We start from the raw sequence: 20,639 nt of genomic DNA on the forward strand, positions 1-20,639 counted from the left end.
CATGCCCGTCATCGCCCCGACGGCAGGGCGGACGTCACCGCAGCACGTCGGCGAGGTCGAACCTCGCCGGTCGCTCCAGCTGGGCGAAGGTGCAGCCGCGCGGCTCACGATCCGGCCGGAAGCGCACGAACTGTGTGGTGTGGCGAAACCGCAGCCCCTCCATGTGGTCGTAGCGGACCTCGACGACCAGTACCGGGCGCAGCGGGACGAACGACGGGTCCCGGCCCGACGCCCACCGGCTCTCCCCCGCGTCCCACGGAGTGCGGGTGCCGCCGGCGGCACCGGGCGCCCAGGGATGCTCCTCGATCGGGATCACCAGGTCGGCGAGTTCGCGGACCAGCTCGCGGCGCCGGGCCATCGGGAACGCGGAGGTCACGCCGACCGCGGCCAGACCCCCGCCGGGCGGCGTGCCGTCGGCGGGGGCGTCCGGGTACAGGCCCAGCAGCAGCGAGCCCAGCGCGTCGACGCCCGACTTGTGCGCGCGGTAGCCGGCGACGACGCAGTCCGCCGTCCGGTCATGCTTGATCTTGAACATCGTCCGCCGGTCGGGCTCGTAGCGGGAGTCCGGCGCCTTCGCGACGAGGCCGTCGAGCCCGGCGCCCTCGAAGCGGTCGAACCACGCTCGGGCCACCGCGAGATCGTCCGTCGCCGGGGTGAGGTGGATCCGGGCGGACCGGTCCCCGACCTGCGCCAGCAGTGCGGTGAGACGCGCCCGACGGTCGGCGAAGGGGCAGGTGAGCAGCGCGGCGTCGCCGTCCGAGAGCAGGTCGAAGGCGACGAAGGACACCGGCGTCTCGGCCGCGAGGCGGGCCACCCGGCTCGCCTCGGGATGCACCCGCTGCTGCAGCGCCTCGAAGTCGAGCCCGTCGCTTCCCACGACGACGATCTCGCCGTCCAGGACACAGCGTTCGGGCAGCGACGCCCGCAGGTCGGCGACGAGCTCCGGGAAGTAGCGCGTCATCGACTTCGTCGCCCGGGAGGTGATCTCCACCTCGTCGCCGTCGCGGAACACCAGCGCGCGGAAGCCGTCCCATTTCGGTTCGTAGACGAGCCCGGGCGGGATCTCACCGACGGCACGCGCGAGCATCGGCTTGATCGGTGGCATGACCGGCAGGTCCACGCGCCGATCCTCCCGCACCCGGCCGACGGATGCGCCACGGCGCACCGGCCTGGGCGGCTCTCCCGCGATCCGCGACGACCCGAACCCACCCCGCCGACGCGTGTCACGCGAGGCCGACCGAGCAGCCGGCTCCGGCTAGAGGATCATGCCTGCGCCGAGGGTGGCGCCGGTCGACTCGTCGATGAGCAGCACGCTGCCGGTGGTGCGGTTGCGGCGGTACGGGTCGTAGCACAGCGGCGAGGTGGTGCGCAGCGCGATCCGGCCGATGTCGTTGAGCCCGAGCGTCTCGACCGACTCGTCCCGGTGCAGGGTGTCGATGTCGACCCGGTAGCTCACGTCGGTGACCATCGCCCGCACCGACCGCGTGGTGTGCTTGATCCCGATGCGGGCCCGCCGCCGCAACGGCGCGTCCGCCATCCACGAGACCATCAGCTGCAGGTCCTGGCCGACCGTGGGCTGGTTGTTCGGGCGGGCGATCATGTCGCCGCGGGAGACGTCCAGGTCGTCCTCGAGGCGGACCGTCACCGACATCGGGGGGAACGCCTCAGAGATCGGGCCGTCGAAGCTGTCGATCCCGGCGACCCGGGTGCTCAGCCCCGAGGGCAGCACGATCACGTCGTCGCCCGGCTTCAGCACACCGCCGGCGACCTGTCCGGCGTAGCCGCGATAGTCGTGCAGCTCGTCGGTGCGCGGGCGGACCACCCACTGCACCGGGAAACGCACGTCGATGAGGTTGCGGTCGGAGGCGATGTGCAGTTCCTCCAGGTGGTGCAGCAGCGAGCTGCCGTCGTACCAGGGGGTGCTCGGCGAACGGGAGACCACGTTGTCGCCGCTGAGGGCGGAGATCGGGATCGTCGTGACGTCCACGATCTCCAGCTTCGTGGCGAAGCGGCGGAAGTCCTCCTTGATCTTCTCGAAGACCTCGCGGTCGAAGTCGACGAGATCCATCTTGTTCACGCAGAGGACCATGTGCGGAACGCGCAGCAGCGAGGCGAGGAACGCGTGCCGCCGGGTCTGCTCCAGCACGCCCTTGCGCGCGTCCACCAGCAGCAGCGCCAGGTCCGCCGTCGAGGCGCCGGTGACCATGTTGCGGGTGTACTGCACGTGCCCCGGCGTATCCGCCAGGATGAACGACCGGCGCGGGGTGGCGAAGTAGCGGTACGCGACGTCGATCGTGATGCCCTGTTCGCGCTCGGCCCGCAGGCCGTCGGTGAGCAGGGCGAGGTCGACGTAGCCGTCGCCGCGCTCCCGGCTGGTGCGCTCCACCGCCGCGAGCTGGTCGCTGAACAGTGACTTCGTGTCGTACAGGAGGCGGCCGATCAGGGTCGACTTGCCGTCGTCGACCGAACCCGCGGTCGCGACACGCAGCAGCTCGGTCATCAGAAGTACCCCTCCCGCTTGCGGTCCTCCATCGCGGCTTCGCTGACCCGGTCGTCGGCCCGGGTGGCGCCGCGCTCGGTGATCCTCGTCGCCGCCACCTCGGCGATGACCTCCTCGACCGTCGCCGCGGTCGACTCGACGGCGCCGGTGCAGGTGATGTCGCCGACCGTGCGGTAGCGGATCTGCCGGGGCAGCGCGATCTCGCCGGCGCGCGGCGGCGTCAGCGGGGTGACCGCGAGCAGCATGCCGTCACGTTCGATCACGTCGCGGCTGTGCGCGTAGTAGATCGAGGGGATCTCGAGGCGCTCCTGGGCGATGTAGCGCCAGATGTCCAGCTCGGTCCAGTTGGACAGCGGGAACACGCGGATGTGCTCGCCGGGGCGGTGCCGGCCGTTGTAGAGCGACCACAGCTCGGGACGCTGGTTCTTCGGGTCCCACTGGCCGAACTCGTCGCGGAACGAGTAGACCCGCTCCTTGGCCCGGGCCTTCTCCTCATCGCGGCGCGCGCCGCCGAACACGGCGTCGAACCGGTTCTCGGCGATCGTGTCGAGCAGTACCGGCGTCTGCAGCTGGTTGCGCGAGGCACCCGGGCGGGTGTCCTCGGTCAGCTCCCCAGCGTCGATGGCCGTCTGCACCGAACCGACGACGAGACGCGCGCCGAGCTCGGCGCTGCGGTGGTCACGGAACGCGAGGACCTCGGGGAAGTTGTGCCCGGTGTCGATGTGCAGCAGCGGGAACGGCAGCTTCGCCGGCCAGAACGCCTTCTCCGCCACCCGCAGCATGACGATCGAGTCCTTGCCGCCGCTGAACAGCAACGCGGGACGCTCGAACTCGGCCGCGACCTCACGGAAGATGTGGATCGCCTCGGCCTCGAGCATCTCCAGGTGGGAGAGCTCGTAACCCGTGACAGGCACGCGGATACCCCTCGTCGAGCCGGTGTATCAGTCCAAAGTAGCCGACCTGGCCGTTCGGACACCGGTTTCGCCGACGTTAACCGGCTCACCTGGCCTGGAGGTACGTCAACGCGAGCAGCTCACGGCATACCCGTGCCGCCGCCCCCACCATCCGCCGCCGGACGAACGCGAGCCGCCATGGCCACGCTCGGTCCGGACGGTCCTACCGATCCTGTGGACCAGCCGCGGCGATGGCCGCGAGCACCGCCGGCGCCAGGGCGGCGTCGCAGATCACGAGGTCGGGCAGCAACGGATCCGGCTGGTTGTAGCGCAGCGGCGAGCCGTCGAGCCGGCTCGTGTGCAGGCCCGCCGCCCGGGCCACCGCGACCGGCGCGGCGGAGTCCCACTCGTACTGGCCGCCTGCGTGCAGGTAGATCTCCGCCTGCCCGCGGATGACCGCGGCGGCCTTGGCCCCGGCCGAACCCATCGGAACGGTGGTCGCGCCAAGCGCCTCCGCCACCTCGCCGACGAGGCGGGGGGCCCGGGTCCGGCTCGCGACGATGCGCGGCGGGCCGGCGGCGGCTGGCCGCGACGGCAGACCGCCCGCGGCCGACAGGGTGACGCCGAGCGCCGGCAGGGCCACCGCACCCGCGATGAGCTCGCCGGCCTGCCACAGCGCGACATGGACCGCCCAGTCGCTGCGCCCCGGCTCGGCGAACTCGCGGGTGCCATCGAGCGGGTCGACGATCCAGACCCGCTCGGCGAGCAGGCGGGCCGGATCGTCGGCGGCCTCCTCGGAGAGCACCGCGTCGTCCGGTCGGTGGCGGGCCAGCGCCCGGGCCAGCAGCTGCTGCGAACGGGCGTCACCGGCGTCCCGCAGCGTGGCGGGCTCGGCGAAGCCGACCTCCTCGCGGATCTTGAGCAGCAGTTTGCCGGCGTCCGTGGCCAGTCGCCGGGCGAGGACGTCGTCGTCGATCTCGTCGGACGCGATGTCGACGGGGACGAGGGCCGGCGGGCTGGTGTCGTCGGTGTTCATCGAGTGGGAGTCTGTCACCCGCTACGGTCGCGGGTGTGAGTGCCACCTCTGATCCGGACACCGACCGTCACCGGGCCGGCCCGCTCGGCGCGGGCCCTGGCGAGCGCGGCGACGGCGCCGACGGCGATCCGCTGCTCGCCCTGGTCGGCGCCGACCGCGCCGCTGAGCTGACCGCGGCCTCGCGCGACTGGCCGTCGTTGACGCTCACGCCGCGTCAACTCGCCGAACTCGAGCTGCTGCTCGTCGGGTCCTTCGGCCCGCAGCCCGGCTATCCGGCCGAGGAGGAGGTCGACGGTGTCCCCGTGCCGTCCCTCGTCGTGCCGGCCGACGCCGCCGCGCCGCTGGCCGCCGGCACCACCGTCGCGCTGCGCGATCAGGAAGGGGTGATGATCGCCGCGCTGCACCTGCGCGTGACGATTCCCGTCCCCGCCGGCGGCGCGGCCGAGGACGGCGGCCCGACCGCGACCGACGGCGCTGGCGCGACGGCTGGCGCCGGTGCGGCGGACAGTGCGGGCGCGACGGACAGCGCGGGCGCGACGGACAGTGGGAGAGCGACGGACAGGGGGAGAGCGACGGGCGATGCCGGCGTGGTGCGGCTGGTCGGTGCGGTGGAAGGGGTGCGGCTGCCGGATCACCCGGATCACCCCGATCTGCGCCTGACCCCGGACCAGGTGCGGGCCGAACTGCGCGCCCGGGGGTGGACTGGGCCGCAGGTCGACTCCGCCGCGGCCTGGGCGGTCTGGGCGGTCTGGGCGGACGGCCTGCTGCACACCGCGGATGTGGGTCGCATCCGGGCGCTGACCCGCCAGGGCAAGCGCTGTGTCGTGCTCGCCCCGGTCGGCGCCGCCGACCCCGCGGACGCCGGGCACCATCTGCGGATCCGCTGCCTGCTCGCCGCGCTGAAGGCGGTCGACGCGCCGCTGCGCCCGAGTGAGGCGACGCTCGCCTCGGAGGCGCTGGCGTCCGACGCGACCGCCGCGGGACGCCACCCCGAGCCCCCGCCGGACCCCTACCGCCGTCCCGGCGCGGCCGACGAGCCACACGGGCACCGCAGCCTGCTCGTCCTCGTGCCCGTGCTGCCGTCCCCACTGCTGGCGACGCCACGGGAGCCCGGGATGAGCGCGACGGTCCTGCTGCCCGCGGACAGCACGGTCACGGCCACGGCGGCAGCCGCCGCGGCGGACCTCACCGACAGCCGACCCGCGGCGGACCTGGACCGCTCGGCGGCGGAGGATCCGGCGCTGCTGGCCCGGCTGACCGCCCAGCGGGCGCACCTGGCCAGCGTCTACGGCCTGACGGGCAGCCTGATCGGGCCGGCGATCGGCGTGCCGGGACGCCAGGAGCTCGCCTCGCTGCTGGACGCCGGCAACCCGATCCCGGCCGAGCTGACACCGCCGACTGTCGCCGCCGAACTCATCCGGGCGGTGCCGCCGCGGTCCCGGCGTGGCCTGACGGTCTTCTTCACCGGCCTGTCGGGCTCAGGGAAGTCCACGCTCGCCGGGCTGCTCGTCTGCCGGCTGCTCGAGGAGGGCGGGCGGCGCGTCACCCTGCTCGACGGCGACGTCGTGCGCAACCACCTGTCCCGGGGGCTCGGCTTCTCCCGGGCCGACCGGGACACGAACATCCGCCGGATCGGTTTCGTGGCCGCCCAGGTCGCCGGCGCGGGCGGTACGGCGGTGTGCGCGCCGATCGCGCCGTACGCGAACATCCGCGCCGAGATCCGCGAGATGGTGCGCGCGGCCGGGGGTGGTTTCGTCCTCGTCCACGTGTCGACGCCGCTGGCGGTGTGCGAGGAACGGGACCGCAAGGGCCTGTACGCGAAGGCCCGGGCCGGGGTGATCCCCGCCTTCACCGGGGTGTCCGACCCGTACGAGGAGCCGGACGACGCCGACGTCACCGTCGACACCGCGCAGCTGTCCAGCGAGGCGGCCGTGGGCCGGGTCCTCGACCATCTGCGCGTCGCCGGCTGGCTCGCCGCGACCTGACCGGGCCCGGATCCGAGCCGGCAGCCCGCGCCGGCGACGAGCGCGGGCGTCCACCGGAGCCGGCCGGGCCGGGCGAAGCCAAGGCCAGAGCCAAGGCCAGATCGGGATCAGACCGGGGTCAGACCGGGGTCAGACCGGGCCGAGGCCAGACGATGCCGAGGTCAGGTCAGTAGGCGCCTTCGCGGCGCAGGACGGCGAAGACGGTCCGCCAGAGAATGACGAAGTCCATCGCCAGCGACCAGTTCTCCACGTAGCGCAGGTCGAGCCGGACCGACTCGTCCCACTCCAGATCGGAGCGCCCACTGATCTGCCACAGCCCGGTCAGGCCGGGCTTGACCATCAGCCGGCGGTGCACGTCGTCCTCGTACTGGGCGACCTCGCTCGGCAGCGGCGGGCGCGGGCCGACCAGCGACATGCTGCCGTTGAGGACGTTGATCAGCTGCGGCAGCTCGTCGAGCGACCACTTGCGCAGGAACTTGCCGACCTTCGTGATCCGCGGGTCGTCGCGCATCTTGAACAGCAGGCCCTCGGCACGCTCGTTGAGCGCCTCCAGCTCCTTCTTCCGTTCCTCCGCGTCGACGTACATCGACCGGAACTTGAACATCGTGAAATGGCTGCCGCCCCGCCCGACCCTGGTCTGCTTGAACAGCGCCGGCCCGCGGCTGGTCAGCCGCACGGCGATCCCCAGGCCCAGCAGCACGGGCGAGGCCAGCAGGATGACCACGCCGGCGACAAACCGGTCGAACACGCCCTTCATCACCCGGCGGGTGCCGGTCAGTTCCGGCTCCTCGATGTGCAGCAGCGGCAGCCCGGCCACCGGGCGGATCGAGATCCGCGGACCGGTGACGTCCGTCAGCGCCGAGGAGACCAGCACGTCGACGTCGCTGCCCTCGAGCGTCCACAGCACCCGGCGCAGGGTCTCGCCGTCCATCTGCGGGCAGATCGCGACGGTGGTGGCGTGGGTCGCGGTGATCGCGGTGTGCAGGGTCTCGAAGGTGCCCACGATCGGCACGCCGAGCAGGTCGAAGCCGCTGCGTTCTGGCCGGTCGTGGCTGTGGCGGCCGGGTGAGCGGTCCAGCACCACGCCGACGACGGCCCAGCCGGAGGTCGGGTCACGCTGGGCGAGCCGGACGAGGGTGGCGGCGGACTCGCCGGCGCCGACGACGAGCACCCGGTGCAGGCAGCGCCCAGCCCGGCGCATCCGGTGCAGGATGCCGCGCCCGACGACCCGGCCCGCCACCGACAGCAGCATCGCCGCCGGGAAGGCGATCAGCACGTAGCTTCGGGCGATCTCGGCCTTGGTCGCGTAGGACAGGATGGCAAGCGCGGCGGTGAGCCGGGCGGCGGCGTTGACGACGCGCCGGAACTCCTCCGAGCCGCCGCCGAGGAACCGGCTCTCGTACGCCCGGTTCAGCGACATCGCCAGCACCCAGGCCAGCGGCAGCAGCACCGTCATCAGGATGTACGGCTTGATCGACACCGGCTCGGTCTCGAAGTCGACGAGGTTGCCGAAGCGGACGAAGAACGCCAGCGCCGCGGCGAGCACGCAGGCCCCCGCGTCGAACAGGACCAGCAGCCGCACGTAGCGACGCTCCCAGGTCACCTGCGCGCGGTAGGCCACCGGGTCGTCGGCGCCCGCGCCCATCCGGGCGGCGCTGTGCCGGCCGCCCCCCCCGTTCCAGGGCGGCGGCGGGGCGGCGTGCCGGCCGTAGGGGCTGTCGCTCCCCCGTCCGGGCCCGGGCGGGTACGGCACGGGTGGTGCCTGGCCGCCGCGTGAGCGGGGCGCGAAGGTCGAGCCGCCGTCGCCGGTCGTCCTTCGGTTCCCCGAGATGATCTCGGTCACGCGCGACCCCCTGCCGGAGCGTGCGTGGCGAAGGGCCGCGGCGTCCCGGCGGCGCTGGTTGTCCGCCGTGTGATGCTGGCCCGCGTCACGAGGTTCGCCCGGACCGGGCGGGCCGGACGGTTGGTCCGTGCTGCGCCGGTGCGCGCGTGTCGATGGCTGTGGGGTACTGCGCTGATCGCCCGGCGCGCCGCGGTCGCCGCAACACAGTGAATCGCCGGGCGGGACCGGTTCCGCCGTGTCGAGCCGCGGCTCGTTCGGACGGCGTCGAGCTCAACTCTCGGTGACGCATCGACCGGACCTCCAGCGATCTTCCCCCGCCACTGACTGTGAGCCACCGTGGACGGCGGGCCGGCCGCTCGCGCGTCGTCCGGAACCCATTGGTGCACGCCACCAGACATCGGCGCGAACCCGACCGCCGGGTACCGGCGCGGCCGGCCCTCCATGGTCACGGGCCAACGTTACCGGCTCTCCCTAGCCGATCTACCAGCGGCCCGGCGGAGCGGGTACTCGGCGATACCGGGACCGCCGGCTGTTGCGGCGGCGTCAGTCATCCGTTTGTGGCGACTCAACGTAGCAGAGTCAGCGTCGATTTCTGGTAACCGGACGTAGCGCATTTCGCGCGTCTGATAGTGCCTGCTGATATGCCGGACAGACACCCGCCGACGACACGCTGCGTACACAATCGGCGCCCGACCTGCTACTGTGCGTCATGGCTCTTCGGCTCCGGTCGGACAGCCGTCGGCCGTCCGGCCCGTGTGGACGCCGATGGGGGACATCCGTGCGACCGGGTCCGCGTCACGAGCGCCGGTCGGCACGGATACGGAACGGTCGGCGCCTGCCGGACGGGTGGGGGCGCCCAGGCAGGCGCCGACTGCTGGCGTCAACGCCCGGGGTCAGGACCTCGGAGTCAGGGCCCCGGGGTCAGGGCCCCGGGGTCAGGGCCCCGGGGGTCAGGGCAGAGCGGCGACGATGTCGGCGACGGACTTGCGGGCACCCGAGTAGAACGGCGTCTCCAGCCTGGTGTGCCGGCGCGCCGCGCTCGCGCGCAGGTGGCGGATGCAGTCGACGATCCGGTGCAGCTCGTCGGCCTCGAAGGCGAGCAGCCACTCGTAGTCGCCCAGCCCGAACGAGGCCACAGTGTTGGCCCGCACGTCCTCGTACTCGCGACCCATGATGCCGTGCTCGGCGAGCATTCCGCGCCGCTCGTAATCCGGCAGCAGGTACCACTCCAGCGACCGGTTGAACGGGTAGACGCAGATGTACCCGCGCGGGTCCTCCCGGCGGACGAAGGCCGGGATGTGGTTGCGGTTGAACTCGGCCGGACGGTGCAGCCCGACCGCCGACCACACCGGCCGCAGGTGGCCACCGAGCGCCGTCTGGCGGAACCGCTGGTAGGTCTCCTGCAGCAGGTCCGGGTCGGGGCTGGTCCACCAGACCATCAGGTCGGCGTCGGCGCGGTAGCCCGAGATCTCGTAGACGCCGCGGGTGTAGACGTCCTTGGCCAGCGCGCCGTCGAGCAGCGCGTTCACCTCGTCGACCAGGGGGGTCCGATCCGCCGGCAGCGGGCGGTCGGCGGCAAAGACCGACCAGCCGGTGTAGAGCAGCTCGGCGTTGAGCTCGTTCGCGGATTTCGTGGACTCCGGCATACCCGTCTCCTTCTCGTCCGGCCGGCCCCGCGCGGGCCGGCCGGGACCTGTTCTCAGACTCCCGGGCCCACCGGATCCGGATCGGCGGCGCTGCCCTGGGCGGCCGGCCGGGCGGCGCGCAGCACCGACGCGGCGGCCGCCTCCCCCGATCGGATGCAGGCCGGGATGCCGACGCCGTCGTACCCGGCGCCGGCGAGTGCGAGGCCCGCGGGCAGCGCCCGGCGGACCGTGGCCATCCGGCTCAGGTGGCCCGGCAGGTACTGCGGCAGGCCGCCGTCCCACCGGCTGACCCGGGTGGCGATCGGGCGGGCCGTGAGGCCCGCGATCTGGGCGATCTCCGCCGCGGCCACACCGGCGAGCTCGGTGTCGCCGCGGCGCAGCTCGTGCTCGGCGCCCGCGCGGCCGATGCTGGCCCGCACGACGGTGAGCCGCTCGGCGCCGACGTGCGGCCACTTGGTGGTCAGGTAGGTCGCCGCCTTCACCGAGGTGCCCGCCCGCGCCGGCACCAGGAATCCGCTGCCCGCCGGCGGCGTGACGTCCCGGTAGACCAGCGTGACCAGGCCGACGGACGCGTAGGGCACGCCGGCGAGGGGGGCCGCGGCGTGCGGGGCGAGCGGGCTGAGCAGGGTGCGCGCCACGCCGGCGGGCACCGCGAGGATCACCGCGTCGGCGAGCAGCGGCTCGGCGGTCCGCCCGTCGGCGCCGCGGCCGCAGACCACCCGCCAGCCCTCCGCGGCCCGTTCCACGGCTCGCACCGGGACGTCGGTGCGCACGTCGGCGCCGCCGCGCTCGGCCAGGCGGGTGACGAACGTCCCCAGGCCGCCGCGCAGGCTGGCGAACACCGGTGCCGGCGGCCCGCTGCTGGCCGGGCCGGTGCGAGCCCGCACCCGGTGCGCGCCGAGCAGCAGCGACCGGTCCTCGGTGAGGATCGGGACGAGCTGCGGCACGGTGGTGCGCAGCGACAGCGCGTCGGCGCGGCCCGCGTAGACGCCCCCGAGCAACGGGTCGACCAGCAGGTCGACGACCTCGCGGCCGACCCGGGCGCCGACGTAGGCGCCGACGGTGGGGTCCTGCGGGAAGCGGCTGCGCGGCAGTGCCAGGTCGGCCGCGGCACGCACCAGGCCCCACGGCGAGAGCACTCCGGAGCGGACCAGACCGAGTACGTCGGTGGGCACCCCGAGCAGAGTGTTCGGCGGGATCGGCCGCAGCCGTCCGCGGATCCACAGCGACGCCGACGTGGTCGCCGGATGCACGATGTCGTGGCCGAGGCCGATCTGGCGGGCCAGGCGCAGCCCGTCCGGGACCCGGGCGAGGAACGACTCGGCGCCCTCCTCGACGTCCATGCCTTCCAGCGGGGTGGTACGCAGCTTGCCGCCGACCCGCGGCGACGCCTCCAGGACGGTCACCTCGGCCTGTCCGGCCAGGGCGTGCGCCGCGGCGAGCCCGGCGACCCCCGCACCCACGATGACAACCCGCACGTTCCTGCCGCCCTTCACGATGAGCTTCCTGCCGCCCTTTCCCGACGCGCACCGCCCTTTGCCGACGCGCACCGCGTGTCACCCAGGATTCACCATCCTCGCCGATATCCCCGCCGGCATCCGCACCGGCGGGCGGTGACGGGCGCGGGTGCGGCCGGGACGTGCTCCGCGCGGGCGGGGCCGGCCCGGGCACGGCCGCTCCCGCGCCGGCTCAACCCACGTGGACGGACCCCCACGTGGACGTCGACGTCAGCCCGCGTGGACGACGTCGACGATGTGCGCGAGCACGCCGGGATCCGTCTCCGGCAGCACCCCGTGCCCGAGGTTGAACACGTGCCCCGCCGCCTTGGCGCCGCGGGCCAGCACGTCGTGGACCTTGGCGTCGAGGACCTCCTCGGGGGCGAACACCGCCGCCGGGTCGAGGTTGCCCTGCACCGCGCGGGCGGGCCCGACCCGGCGCGCGGCCTCGTCCAGCGGGACCCGCCAGTCGACGCCGACGACGTCCGCGCCGACCTCCCCCATGACATCGAGCAGCTCGCCGGTGTTCACCCCGAAGTGGACGCGCGGCACCTCGCCCTCGAACGCGGCGAGCACCCGGGCGCTGTGCGGGGCGACGTAACGACGGTAGTCGTCCTCGCTCAGGGCGCCGGCCCAGGAGTCGAACAGCTGGATCGCGTCGACGCCGGCGTCCACCTGGACGCGCAGGAACGCGGCGGTGATCGTGGCCAGCCGGTCGAGCAGCTCGTGCCAGAGGTCCGGCGCGCCGTACATGAGCGCCTTCGTGCGCAGGTGGTTGCGGCTCGGCCCGCCCTCGACGAGGTAGCTGGCGAGGGTGAACGGCGCACCGGCGAAGCCGATCAGCGGGATGGTGCCGAGCTCGCCGAGCAGCGCCCGCACGGCGTCGGACACGTAGGGCACGTCGTCCGGCTCCAGCGGGCGCAGGGCGGCGAGACCGGCCTCGTCGCGCACCGGGTTCGCGACGACCGGGCCGACGCCGGCGACGATGTCGACGTCGACGCCGATCGCCAGCAGCGGCACGACGATGTCGGAGAAGAAGATCGCGGCGTCCGGGCGGAAGCGGCGGACCGGCTGCAGGGTGATCTCGGTGATCAGCGCCGGGTCCTGGCAGGAGTCGAGCATCGGCACGCTCTCGCGCAGCCGCCGGTACTCGGGCAGCACCCGGCCGGCCTGGCGCATGAACCACGCGGGTGTGGTGTCGGGCCGCTCGCGCCGGCAGGCACGCAGGTACGGGGCGGTGGCGGCGAGGCCGGGCCGCCGCGGCCCGTCGCCCACGGCCGGCCGGACAGCACCCGCCCCGAGCTCGACGGCATCCGGGTGGACCTGGGCGGCGCCGGCCGGCGCGGGACCGGTTCCAGCGTCGATGTGGACGACAGACATGCCTCGATCGTTGCATGTCTGTCGCACCACTGCGGGTGCGACCGGGGTCACGTCGATCGACCGAGTGGGCGCGGGACGGCGCCGGCGCCGTCCCGGCGGGGATCGATTCGGCCCGCGGGCATCAGCTATCTTCTACTTGCAGTAGAAGAAACCGGCTGGTCCCAGCGGGTTCGGCCATCCGCGATCATCAGGCCACCGCCGGCGGGACCGGACGACCCATCGGTCGCGGGATGTGACGAAGGCCGCTGTCCACCCCGGTAGCCGGCGGGCGCACCCGGGCCGGCCGGGACGGACGGCACGACACCGGATGACACCGGATGACACCGACGAGGGAGAGGGCACCGATGACCGACCAGGCCCCACAGGGCGACGCACGGATCCGCACCGCGGCCCGCGTCGTCTCGCTCGCGGAGGCGACGTCGTTCCTCCTTCTGCTCATCGCCACCGCCGTCAAGTACGGCGCGGACCATCCGCAGGGGGTGAAGATCCTCGGGCCGATCCACGGGGTGCTGTTCCTCGCCTACTGCGCGCTCGTGGGCTACCTGGCCTTCGTCGAACGGTGGCCTCGACGGCGCACGGTGCTGGCGCTGGCCGCCGCGGTGCTGCCGGTCGCGCCGTTCGTCGTCGAGCGCCGCTGGCTGCGCGCCGCCCCGACATCCGGCCCCGGCGCACCGGGGTCGGGTACCCCCGGTACGCCGCTCCCCCGTCAGGACCGGGACGCGGCCTCGATCCAGCCATGATGTGACCGTAATTCGACCGCATTGTCGTCATGAAAAGCACACGGTGGACCAAAAGCGGACACATCGGTGACAAGCTGCGACTCACCGAGAATCCCCCGAGTCACCCAAGCGGGGAGGACTCCCGCACACCCGATCGAGACGGGCTCACGCGACACGCCGGAGGGAATGCGCGGACATCTGTCCGTCCCGTGGCACCGTCAGTCCGGTCGGAATGAGGGTAGAGGGTGCGCGTTGTCCGCGTTCCCTCTTCGGCCCGCCGCCGCGGTGCGTGGTTGCGCGGTGTGCCGGCCGCGTCCGGCGAGACACGCAACACAGGCCGACGTGCGCGGTGCGCGGGGAGTGGTGCTCGAGTGGAATCGGTCCGGCTGAGCCTCGACGATCACATCGTTCTCGACTGCGCGGTCTGCGGCGTCGAGCAACCCTTCGCGCAGCCGCCCTGCGCGGACGGGCACGGCGCCGACTGCCCGGAGTGGGCCTGCGTCGAGTGCGGCGCCGCGGTGCTGGTCGGCCCGGTCCCGGCCGCTCGCGGCGCGGGGCGGGCCCGGTCGTCGCGGGAGCCGGTCGCGTGCCGGGAGCACCGCGGGCGTGACCGGGCCGCCGCCCGGATCCCGGCGTGAGCCTGCGCAGCCCCGCCCCGAGGCCCGACTACGACCCTCCCGCCGGTCACGGCGGGGAGTTCGGCGAGCCCGCCGCGGCGCCGAGACTGCCCGCCCCGCGGGAGGTTCCCGTCCTGCGGGAGGCGACGGGGCATCGGGGCACGCACCGCACCCTCGGCAGCCGACCGCACGCAACGGGGTCGAAGGCGCACGCTCCGGCGTCCACGCAGCGCGATCAAGGTCGACGCCCTAACGTTGCCGTCATGGGGGCCGCGCAGTCGTTCGAGGCTAGCCCGCAGCTCTTCCGCATGGTGACCGACGCCCTGCGGGCGGGGATCACCCGGCTGCGCCCCGAGATCACCGTGCACGAGGTGGCCGCACCGAACAGGCTCGCGCCGTTCGCGTTCGCCCTGTCCGGCGGGCTCACCGGCGACGCCGCTGACGCCGCGGCCGGTCGGCTGATCGTCCTCATGGATCCGGACGGGCAGCCCGCCTGGCAGGGCAGCGTCCGGATCGTCTGCTATGCCCGGGCGAGCGTCGACCCGGAGATCGCCACCGACCCGCTGCTCACCGACGTCGCCTGGTCGTGGCTGCGCGAGGCGCTCGACTCCCACGGGGCCCAGGTCCGCGCCCTCGGCGGGACGGTGACGACCACGTCCTCGCGCCGCTTCGGCGTCCTGCGACCCGAGGGCGACACCTTCGACGTGGAACTGCGCTGCTCCTGGTCGCCCGACTGGGCGGAGGCCGACCTCGCTCCCGCCGCCGACGCGCCGCGGCCGGTGGCCGACCCGTCCCGATCGGCATCGAGCCCGGCGGCGGCCAACGCCCATCTACTCGCCTTCGCCGACCTGCTCGCCGCGATGGCCGGCCTGCCGCCGGCACTGTCCGGGGTCGTGCCGCTCACCCAGCGCCGGGCCTGAGCGGGCGCCGGGGTTCCCGTTGCGCGGTGCCGGCCCTCGCCCCCCGCGAACGCGGGAGGCGAGCGGGCGCGGGAGGCCAGCGGGCGGCCGCCGAACCGACGCCCGTGGCGGCGCCGTCGCCGTGTCCGTCCCGCCACCGGCCGCATGTCCGGCCCGGGGAACGTCACCCTCGCGAACGATCCGGCCACCGTACCAGGTGGCAGATTCACTATGCGTATAATTATCGCGATTCGCTGAACAGCGCTGCTGCCTCCGCGAGCATTCAGACGTACGATCGCCGATCGTGACGTCGTCGGTTCCAGAATCAACACAGCAGGTCAGCGGGGGTGTGAGCGCAGCGGTGGAGGGAGAGCCCAGCACCGGCGCCCGCGAGCCCATTCCGCTGCTCACCCCTGTGGACGGCGTTCCTCCCGTCATCGTCGATCCCGGCGAGCTCGCCGCGGCCGCCGAGCGGCTCGCCGCCGGCACCGGCCCGGTCGCCTTCGACGCCGAGCGGGCGTCGGGCTACCGCTACAGCCAGCGGGCCTACCTCGTGCAGATCCGCCGCCGCGGCAGCGGGTCGCTGCTGCTCGATCCGGTCGCGCTGGGGGGCCTCGAGGTCGTCCAGACGGCGGTGGGCGACGTCGAGTGGGTGCTGCACGCCGCCAACCAGGATCTGCCCTGCCTGGGCGAGCTCGGCCTGCGCCCGAGCCGGCTGTTCGACACCGAGCTCGCCGGCCGGCTGCTCGGCTACGAGCGCGTCGGCCTCGGCATGATGGTCGAACGGGTGCTCGGCTACGGGCTGGAGAAGGGCCACTCGGCCGCCGACTGGTCGACCCGGCCGCTACCCGAGCCCTGGCTGCGCTACGCGGCGCTCGACGTGGAGCTGCTGGTCGAGCTGCGCGACGCACTCGAGGCCGAGCTCATCGAACAGGACAAGATCGAGTTCGCCCGGCAGGAGTTCGCCGCGATCGTGGCGGCGCCGCCCCGCGAGCCGCGGGCCGAGCCCTGGCGGCGCACCAGCGGCATCCACCGCGCCCGCACCCGCCGCCAGCTCGCCGCCGTGCGGGCCATGTGGTCCGCCCGCGACCGGCTGGCGCAGGCCCGCGACGTCGCCCCCGGCCGTGTCCTGCCCGACAGCGCGATCATGGACGCGGTCCTGCACGCCCCCACCGACGCCGCCGCGCTGATCCGGCTGCCGGTCTTCTCCGGGCCGCGCATCCGCCGGACCGCGAACACCTGGCTGGACGCGCTGCGCGCCGCCGCCGCCCTGCCCGACGACGAACTGCCCGCCCCCGCCGGCCCCAGCGGCGACGGGCTGCCCCCGCCGAACCGCTGGGCCGAGCGGGACCCGGTGGCCGCGGCCCGGCTGACCCGGGTACGAGCCGGCCTGTCCGCCGTCGCGACCGCGCGCACCATGCCCGTGGAGAACCTGCTCGAACCGGCGCTGTCCCGGCGACTCGCCTGGTCCCCGCCGTCCCCGCTGACGGAGCAGGGCCTGCGCGACGCGCTCGACGCCGGCGGTGCCCGCGCGTGGCAGCGGGACCTGACCGCCCCGGCGCTGCTGGTCGCGCTGGTCGATCCGCCGCCCGACCCGGCCGGGGAGCGACCGGCACGACCGGTCAACCGCGCGCCGAAGCGGCCCGGCGGCGCCCGCAGGTCCGACGCAGGGCAGGGCGGGGCAGGCGGGGCAGGCGGGGCAGGCAGCGCCGGCACGGACGAGGCGGGCGGTGCCGGCGCGGCGGGCGGTGCCCACATGGGAGGCGCCGACACGGGAGGCGCGGCCGTCGGCGGGACGGGCGTCGGCGCTGCCGGGGAACGGACCCGCTCCCGCGGCGGGCGGGGCGGGCGCGGCGGCAGCCGGGCCAGCCGAGGCGCCGTCGGCGCGGGTGAGCGCGGCAGCGCCGGGCCGGCGGCGTCGTCAACCGGCGGGCCCGCGGGAACCGAGCCGGCATCTCGCGACACCGGCGCATAACAGGCGTGTGACCTACCCGCCGGTAACTCCTGCCGTAGGCTAGCGCGTGCCGGCGATGTCCGCGCCGGTGTCGACCGACCGCCCCGGCCCGCGCGCCGGTCCCGGCGGTGGCCGGTCGGTCCCTGGCGAGCGTGCCGGCGGCCGGATGTCGCCGGTGGGGAGGCCACCGTGTTCGGTTCAGCCCGCGGCCAGCTCCGCGACGTGGTCTTCGTCGACGGCGTGCGCACGCCGTTCGGCAAGGCCAAGGGTGTCTATGTCGAGACGCGGGCCGACGACCTGATCGTCCGCGTGATCCGAGAGCTGCTGCGGCGCAACCCGTCGCTGCCCCCGGACCGCGTCGACGAGGTCGCCGTCGCGGCCACCACCCAGATCGGCGACCAGGGCCTGACCATCGGGCGCACCGCCGGCATCCTCGCCGGTCTGCCCCGCTCGGTGCCCGGCTACGCGATCGACCGGATGTGCGCCGGCGCCGTCACCGCGGTGACCACGACGGCGTCGTCGATCGCCGTCGGCGCCTACGACGTGGCCGTCGCCGGCGGGGTCGAGCACATGGGCCGCCATCCGATGGGCGAGGGCGCCGACATCAACCCACGGTTCATCGCCGAGCGCCTCGTCGACCCGTCCGCGCTGGTCATGGGCTCGACGGCGGAGAACCTACATGACCGGTTCCCGGCGATCACCCGGGCGCGGGCGGACGCGTTCGCCCTCGCGTCGCAGGAGAAGGTCGCGAAGGCGTACGCGAACGGCCAGATCCAGCCGGACCTGGTGCCGATGGCCGCCCGCCACGCGGACAGCGGCTGGGATCTCGTCACCGCCGACGAGCCGCCCCGCCCGACGACGACGCTGGACGCGCTCGCCGGGCTGCGCACCCCGTTCCGCCCGCACGGCCGGGTCACCGCCGGCAACGCCGCGGGTATCAACGACGGCGCGACCGGCTGCCTGCTCGCCGCCGCCGACGTGGCCGCCGAACTCGGCCTGACGGCGAAGATGACGCTGGTCGGCTACGCCTTCGCCGGGGTCGACCCGGAGGTGATGGGCGTCGGCCCCATCCCGTCCACCGAGAAGGCGCTGGCCCGCACGGGCCTCGCCATCGACGACATCGGGCTGTTCGAGCTGAACGAGGCGTTCGCCGTGCAGGTGCTCGCCTTCCTCGACCACTTCGGGATCGCCGATGACGATCCGCGGGTCAACCCGTACGGCGGGGCGATCGCGCTCGGCCATCCGCTGGCGTCCAGCGGGGTGCGGCTGATGACGCAGCTGGCCCGCCAGTTCGCCGAGCATCCCGAGGTCCGCTACGGGATGACCGCGATGTGCGTGGGCCTCGGCATGGGCGCGACGACGATCTGGGCGAACCCCCACCACCCGGCGGCAGGAGACGCGGCATGAGCGACGACGTCAGCCCGAGCACCTCGTACGCCTCGGACAGCCTCGACTTCCCGGACGAGGTCGTCACCGCGGCCCACGTCCGCTACGTGGCCCTGCCCGGGGTGGCCGGGCCGGTCGCGCTGGTCACGCTCGACAACGGCCACGACCACACCCGGCCCAGCACGTTCGGCCCCGCCGGGCTGCGCGGCCTGCTCGCCGCCGCGGACGAGATCGAGATGCACGACCCGCCCGTCGCCGCGATCGCCGTCACGGGCAAGCCGTTCATCTTCGCCGTCGGGGCGGACCTGGCCTTCCGGACGTCGATCACCGAGGTTGACCGGTTGCGCCCGGCGCTGGAGGCGCTCGGCCGGCTCGGCCACGAGGCGTTCGCCCGGCTGGGCTCCGGCCGGCTCGGCGATCGCCGGGTGCCCACGTTCGCCCTGGTAAACGGCGCGGCGCTCGGCGGCGGTCTGGAGCTGGCGCTGCACTGTGACTACCGGGCGCTGTCCGCCGGCATTCCCGCGCTCGCCTTCCCCGAGGTGTTCCTCGGGCTGGTTCCGGCCTGGGGCGGCACCCAGCTGCTGCCGAACCTGATCGGCGCCGACCGCGCCGTCACGGTGATCCTCGACAACGCGCTCAGCCAGAACCGCACCCTGCGCGGCCCGAAGGCGTTCGAGCTCGGCCTCGGCGACGTGCTGCTCGATCCGGCCGACTTCCTGGAGGAGGCGCTGGTCTGGGTCGGGCGGGTGCTGCGCGCCGAGGTGGACCCGGCGGCCGGGCGCGCGCCGGTGGAGCGCGGGGCGGCGTGGGCGGCCGCGGTCGAGCGCGGCCGGGCCCTCGCCGACGCGAAGCTGCACGGCGCCGCGCCGGCCGCCTACCGGGCCCTGGACCTGATCGCGTTCGCCGAGACGGCCGACCGGGAGCGTGGCTTCGCCGCCGAGACGCAGGCGCTCGCGGACCTGGCCGTCACCGGCGAGCTGGCCGCGAGCCTGTACGCCTTCGATCTGGTCCAGAAGCGGGCGCGGCGTCCGGTCGGCGGGCCGGATCCGTCACTGGCCCGCCCGGTCACCAAGGTCGGGGTGGTCGGGGCCGGGCTCATGGCCGCGCAGCTCGCGTTCGTGTTCGCCCACCGGCTCGAGGTTCCGGTCGTGCTCACCGACATCGACGCCGAGCGGCTCGACGCCGGGGTCGCGTCCGTCCACCGCGAGATCGACACCCTGCTGCTGCGCCACCGGATCTCCCCCGACCAGGCGAACCGGTACAGGGCGAACGTCACCGGCTCGCTGACCAAGGACGCCTTCGCCGACGCCGATCTGGTCATCGAGGCCGTCTTCGAGGATCTGGCGGTGAAGCAGGCAGTGTTCGCCGAGCTGGAGGCGATCGTCGCGCCGACGACGGTCCTGCTCACGAACACCTCCGCGCTGTCGGTGACCGACATGGCCGCCGGCCTCGAGCATCCCGAGCGGGTCGCCGGCCTGCACTTCTTCAACCCGGTGGCCGTCCTGCCGCTCGTCGAGGTGGTCCGCGCGGCGCACACCGACGACGCGACGGTGGCGACCACGCTGGCCGTCGCGAAGAGCCTGAAGAAGAACGCGGTGCTGGTCGCGGACGCCCCGGCCTTCATCGTGAACCGGCTGCTCACCCGCTTCCTCGGCGAGGTGCTCGCGGCCGCCGAGCTCGGCACCCCCCTCGACGAGGTCGACCACGCCCTCGACCCGCTCGGCCTGCCGATGACCCCGCTGGTCCTGCTGGAACTGGTCGGCCCGCCGGTGGCGCTGCACGTCGCCGCGACCCTGCACGCCGCCTTCCCGGACCGCTTCCGGGCGCCGACGAGCCTTGCCCGCCTCGTCGAGGCCGGCCGCCGCGGCGTCTACCAGACCGGTCCGGCCGGCGAGCGCGTCGTCGATCCCGTCGCCGCGGCAGCCCTGCGCGCCCCCTCCGCCGCCACGGCCCCGGCCGGCTCGTCCCCGAACCCGAGCGCCTCCCCCTCGGCCCTGGACGGACCGCCGACCGCCGCGGCCCCGAGCGCGGCGGACGTGCGGGCGGCCGCGCTGCGCGCACTCGCCGAGGAGATCCATCTCATGCTCGCGGAAAAGATCGTCGCCGAGGCGGCCGACATCGACCTGTGCATGATCCTCGGCGCCGGCTGGCCGTTCCACCTGGGCGGCATCACGCCGTACCTGGACCGCATCGGCGTCAGCGAGGCCGTCACGGGCGAGCGTTTCGCCCCGCCCGGCGTCGCCACCCTGCCGGCCTGACGCCCGGGCGCACCCTTCCGTGGAGGC

General features: G+C 74.3%; 15 protein-coding genes. 7 read left to right on the forward strand and 8 right to left on the reverse strand.

Annotated elements, in window-relative coordinates; all coding sequences use genetic code 11:
* Window positions 1–34: 34 nt before the first annotated feature.
* From AC6EXY_RS05445 to AC6EXY_RS05460, 4 genes are all read right to left on the reverse strand, one after another.
* Window positions 35–1,120, reverse strand: a complete 1,086-nt coding sequence (locus tag AC6EXY_RS05445; RefSeq protein ID WP_101835063.1) for an ATP-dependent DNA ligase — start codon at window positions 1,118–1,120, stop codon at window positions 35–37.
* Between the two features lie 135 nt (window positions 1,121–1,255).
* Entirely contained in the window at window positions 1,256–2,500 is a 1,245-nt protein-coding gene (locus AC6EXY_RS05450; protein WP_101835065.1) for a sulfate adenylyltransferase subunit 1, read from the reverse strand.
* A complete protein-coding gene (cysD, locus tag AC6EXY_RS05455; RefSeq protein ID WP_101835067.1) occupies window positions 2,500–3,414 on the reverse strand; it encodes a sulfate adenylyltransferase subunit CysD in 915 nt (304 codons plus the stop codon). The genes AC6EXY_RS05450 and cysD overlap by 1 nt, the downstream gene beginning before the upstream one ends.
* A 202-nt stretch (window positions 3,415–3,616) precedes the next feature.
* Window positions 3,617–4,429 carry a 3'(2'),5'-bisphosphate nucleotidase CysQ gene (locus tag AC6EXY_RS05460; RefSeq protein ID WP_101835069.1) on the reverse strand — a complete coding sequence of 271 codons (813 nt, stop codon included), beginning with the start codon at window positions 4,427–4,429 and terminating at the stop codon, window positions 3,617–3,619.
* Window positions 4,430–4,464: 35 nt separating this feature from the next.
* Here AC6EXY_RS05460 and cysC point away from each other — a divergent pair, with 35 nt between their 5' ends.
* Window positions 4,465–6,414 (forward strand): adenylyl-sulfate kinase, encoded by a 1,950-nt coding sequence (gene cysC / locus AC6EXY_RS05465; RefSeq protein ID WP_101835071.1) that lies wholly within the window; start codon window positions 4,465–4,467, stop codon window positions 6,412–6,414.
* A 166-nt stretch (window positions 6,415–6,580) separates the two neighbouring features.
* Here the strand turns inward: cysC and AC6EXY_RS05470 are convergent, their stop codons facing one another.
* The 4 genes from AC6EXY_RS05470 to hemE all read right to left on the reverse strand — a co-directional run bounded on the left by AC6EXY_RS05470 (window position 6,581) and on the right by hemE (window position 12,779).
* Window positions 6,581–8,059 (reverse strand): sugar transferase, encoded by a 1,479-nt coding sequence (locus AC6EXY_RS05470; RefSeq protein ID WP_499816708.1) that lies wholly within the window; start codon window positions 8,057–8,059, stop codon window positions 6,581–6,583.
* A 1,148-nt stretch (window positions 8,060–9,207) separates the two neighbouring features.
* The gene (hemQ, locus tag AC6EXY_RS05475; RefSeq protein WP_101830376.1) at window positions 9,208–9,903 is read right to left on the reverse strand and encodes a hydrogen peroxide-dependent heme synthase; all 696 of its coding nucleotides are present in this window, start codon (window positions 9,901–9,903) and stop codon (window positions 9,208–9,210) included.
* Between the two features lie 53 nt (window positions 9,904–9,956).
* A complete protein-coding gene (hemG, locus tag AC6EXY_RS05480) occupies window positions 9,957–11,381 on the reverse strand; it encodes a protoporphyrinogen oxidase (RefSeq protein WP_101830387.1) in 1,425 nt (474 codons plus the stop codon).
* A 249-nt stretch (window positions 11,382–11,630) separates the two neighbouring features.
* Window positions 11,631–12,779 carry a uroporphyrinogen decarboxylase gene (gene hemE / locus AC6EXY_RS05485; RefSeq protein WP_101830377.1) on the reverse strand — a complete coding sequence of 383 codons (1,149 nt, stop codon included), beginning with the start codon at window positions 12,777–12,779 and terminating at the stop codon, window positions 11,631–11,633.
* A gap of 344 nt (window positions 12,780–13,123) precedes the next feature.
* Between hemE and AC6EXY_RS05490 the strand changes: the two genes are divergently transcribed.
* From AC6EXY_RS05490 to AC6EXY_RS05515, 6 genes are all read left to right on the forward strand, one after another.
* Window positions 13,124–13,519: a DUF3817 domain-containing protein gene (locus AC6EXY_RS05490; RefSeq protein WP_101830378.1), complete on the forward strand. Its 396-nt coding sequence runs from the start codon at window positions 13,124–13,126 to the stop codon at window positions 13,517–13,519.
* Between the two features lie 350 nt (window positions 13,520–13,869).
* The gene (locus AC6EXY_RS05495; protein ID WP_101830379.1) at window positions 13,870–14,136 is read left to right on the forward strand and encodes a hypothetical protein; all 267 of its coding nucleotides are present in this window, start codon (window positions 13,870–13,872) and stop codon (window positions 14,134–14,136) included.
* A 242-nt stretch (window positions 14,137–14,378) separates the two neighbouring features.
* The gene (locus AC6EXY_RS05500; RefSeq protein WP_101830380.1) at window positions 14,379–15,035 is read left to right on the forward strand and encodes a DUF3000 domain-containing protein; all 657 of its coding nucleotides are present in this window, start codon (window positions 14,379–14,381) and stop codon (window positions 15,033–15,035) included.
* A 328-nt stretch (window positions 15,036–15,363) separates the two neighbouring features.
* Window positions 15,364–16,989 carry an HRDC domain-containing protein gene (locus AC6EXY_RS05505; protein ID WP_499816689.1) on the forward strand — a complete coding sequence of 542 codons (1,626 nt, stop codon included), beginning with the start codon at window positions 15,364–15,366 and terminating at the stop codon, window positions 16,987–16,989.
* 168 nt (window positions 16,990–17,157) lie between these two features.
* Window positions 17,158–18,375 (forward strand): thiolase family protein, encoded by a 1,218-nt coding sequence (locus AC6EXY_RS05510; RefSeq protein WP_101830381.1) that lies wholly within the window; start codon window positions 17,158–17,160, stop codon window positions 18,373–18,375.
* Entirely contained in the window at window positions 18,372–20,612 is a 2,241-nt protein-coding gene (locus AC6EXY_RS05515; protein ID WP_101830382.1) for a 3-hydroxyacyl-CoA dehydrogenase NAD-binding domain-containing protein, read from the forward strand. Before AC6EXY_RS05510 ends, AC6EXY_RS05515 begins: the two co-directional genes overlap by 4 nt.
* Window positions 20,613–20,639: the final 27 nt, after the last annotated feature.

This window comes from Frankia sp. RB5 (genome assembly GCF_059816245.1).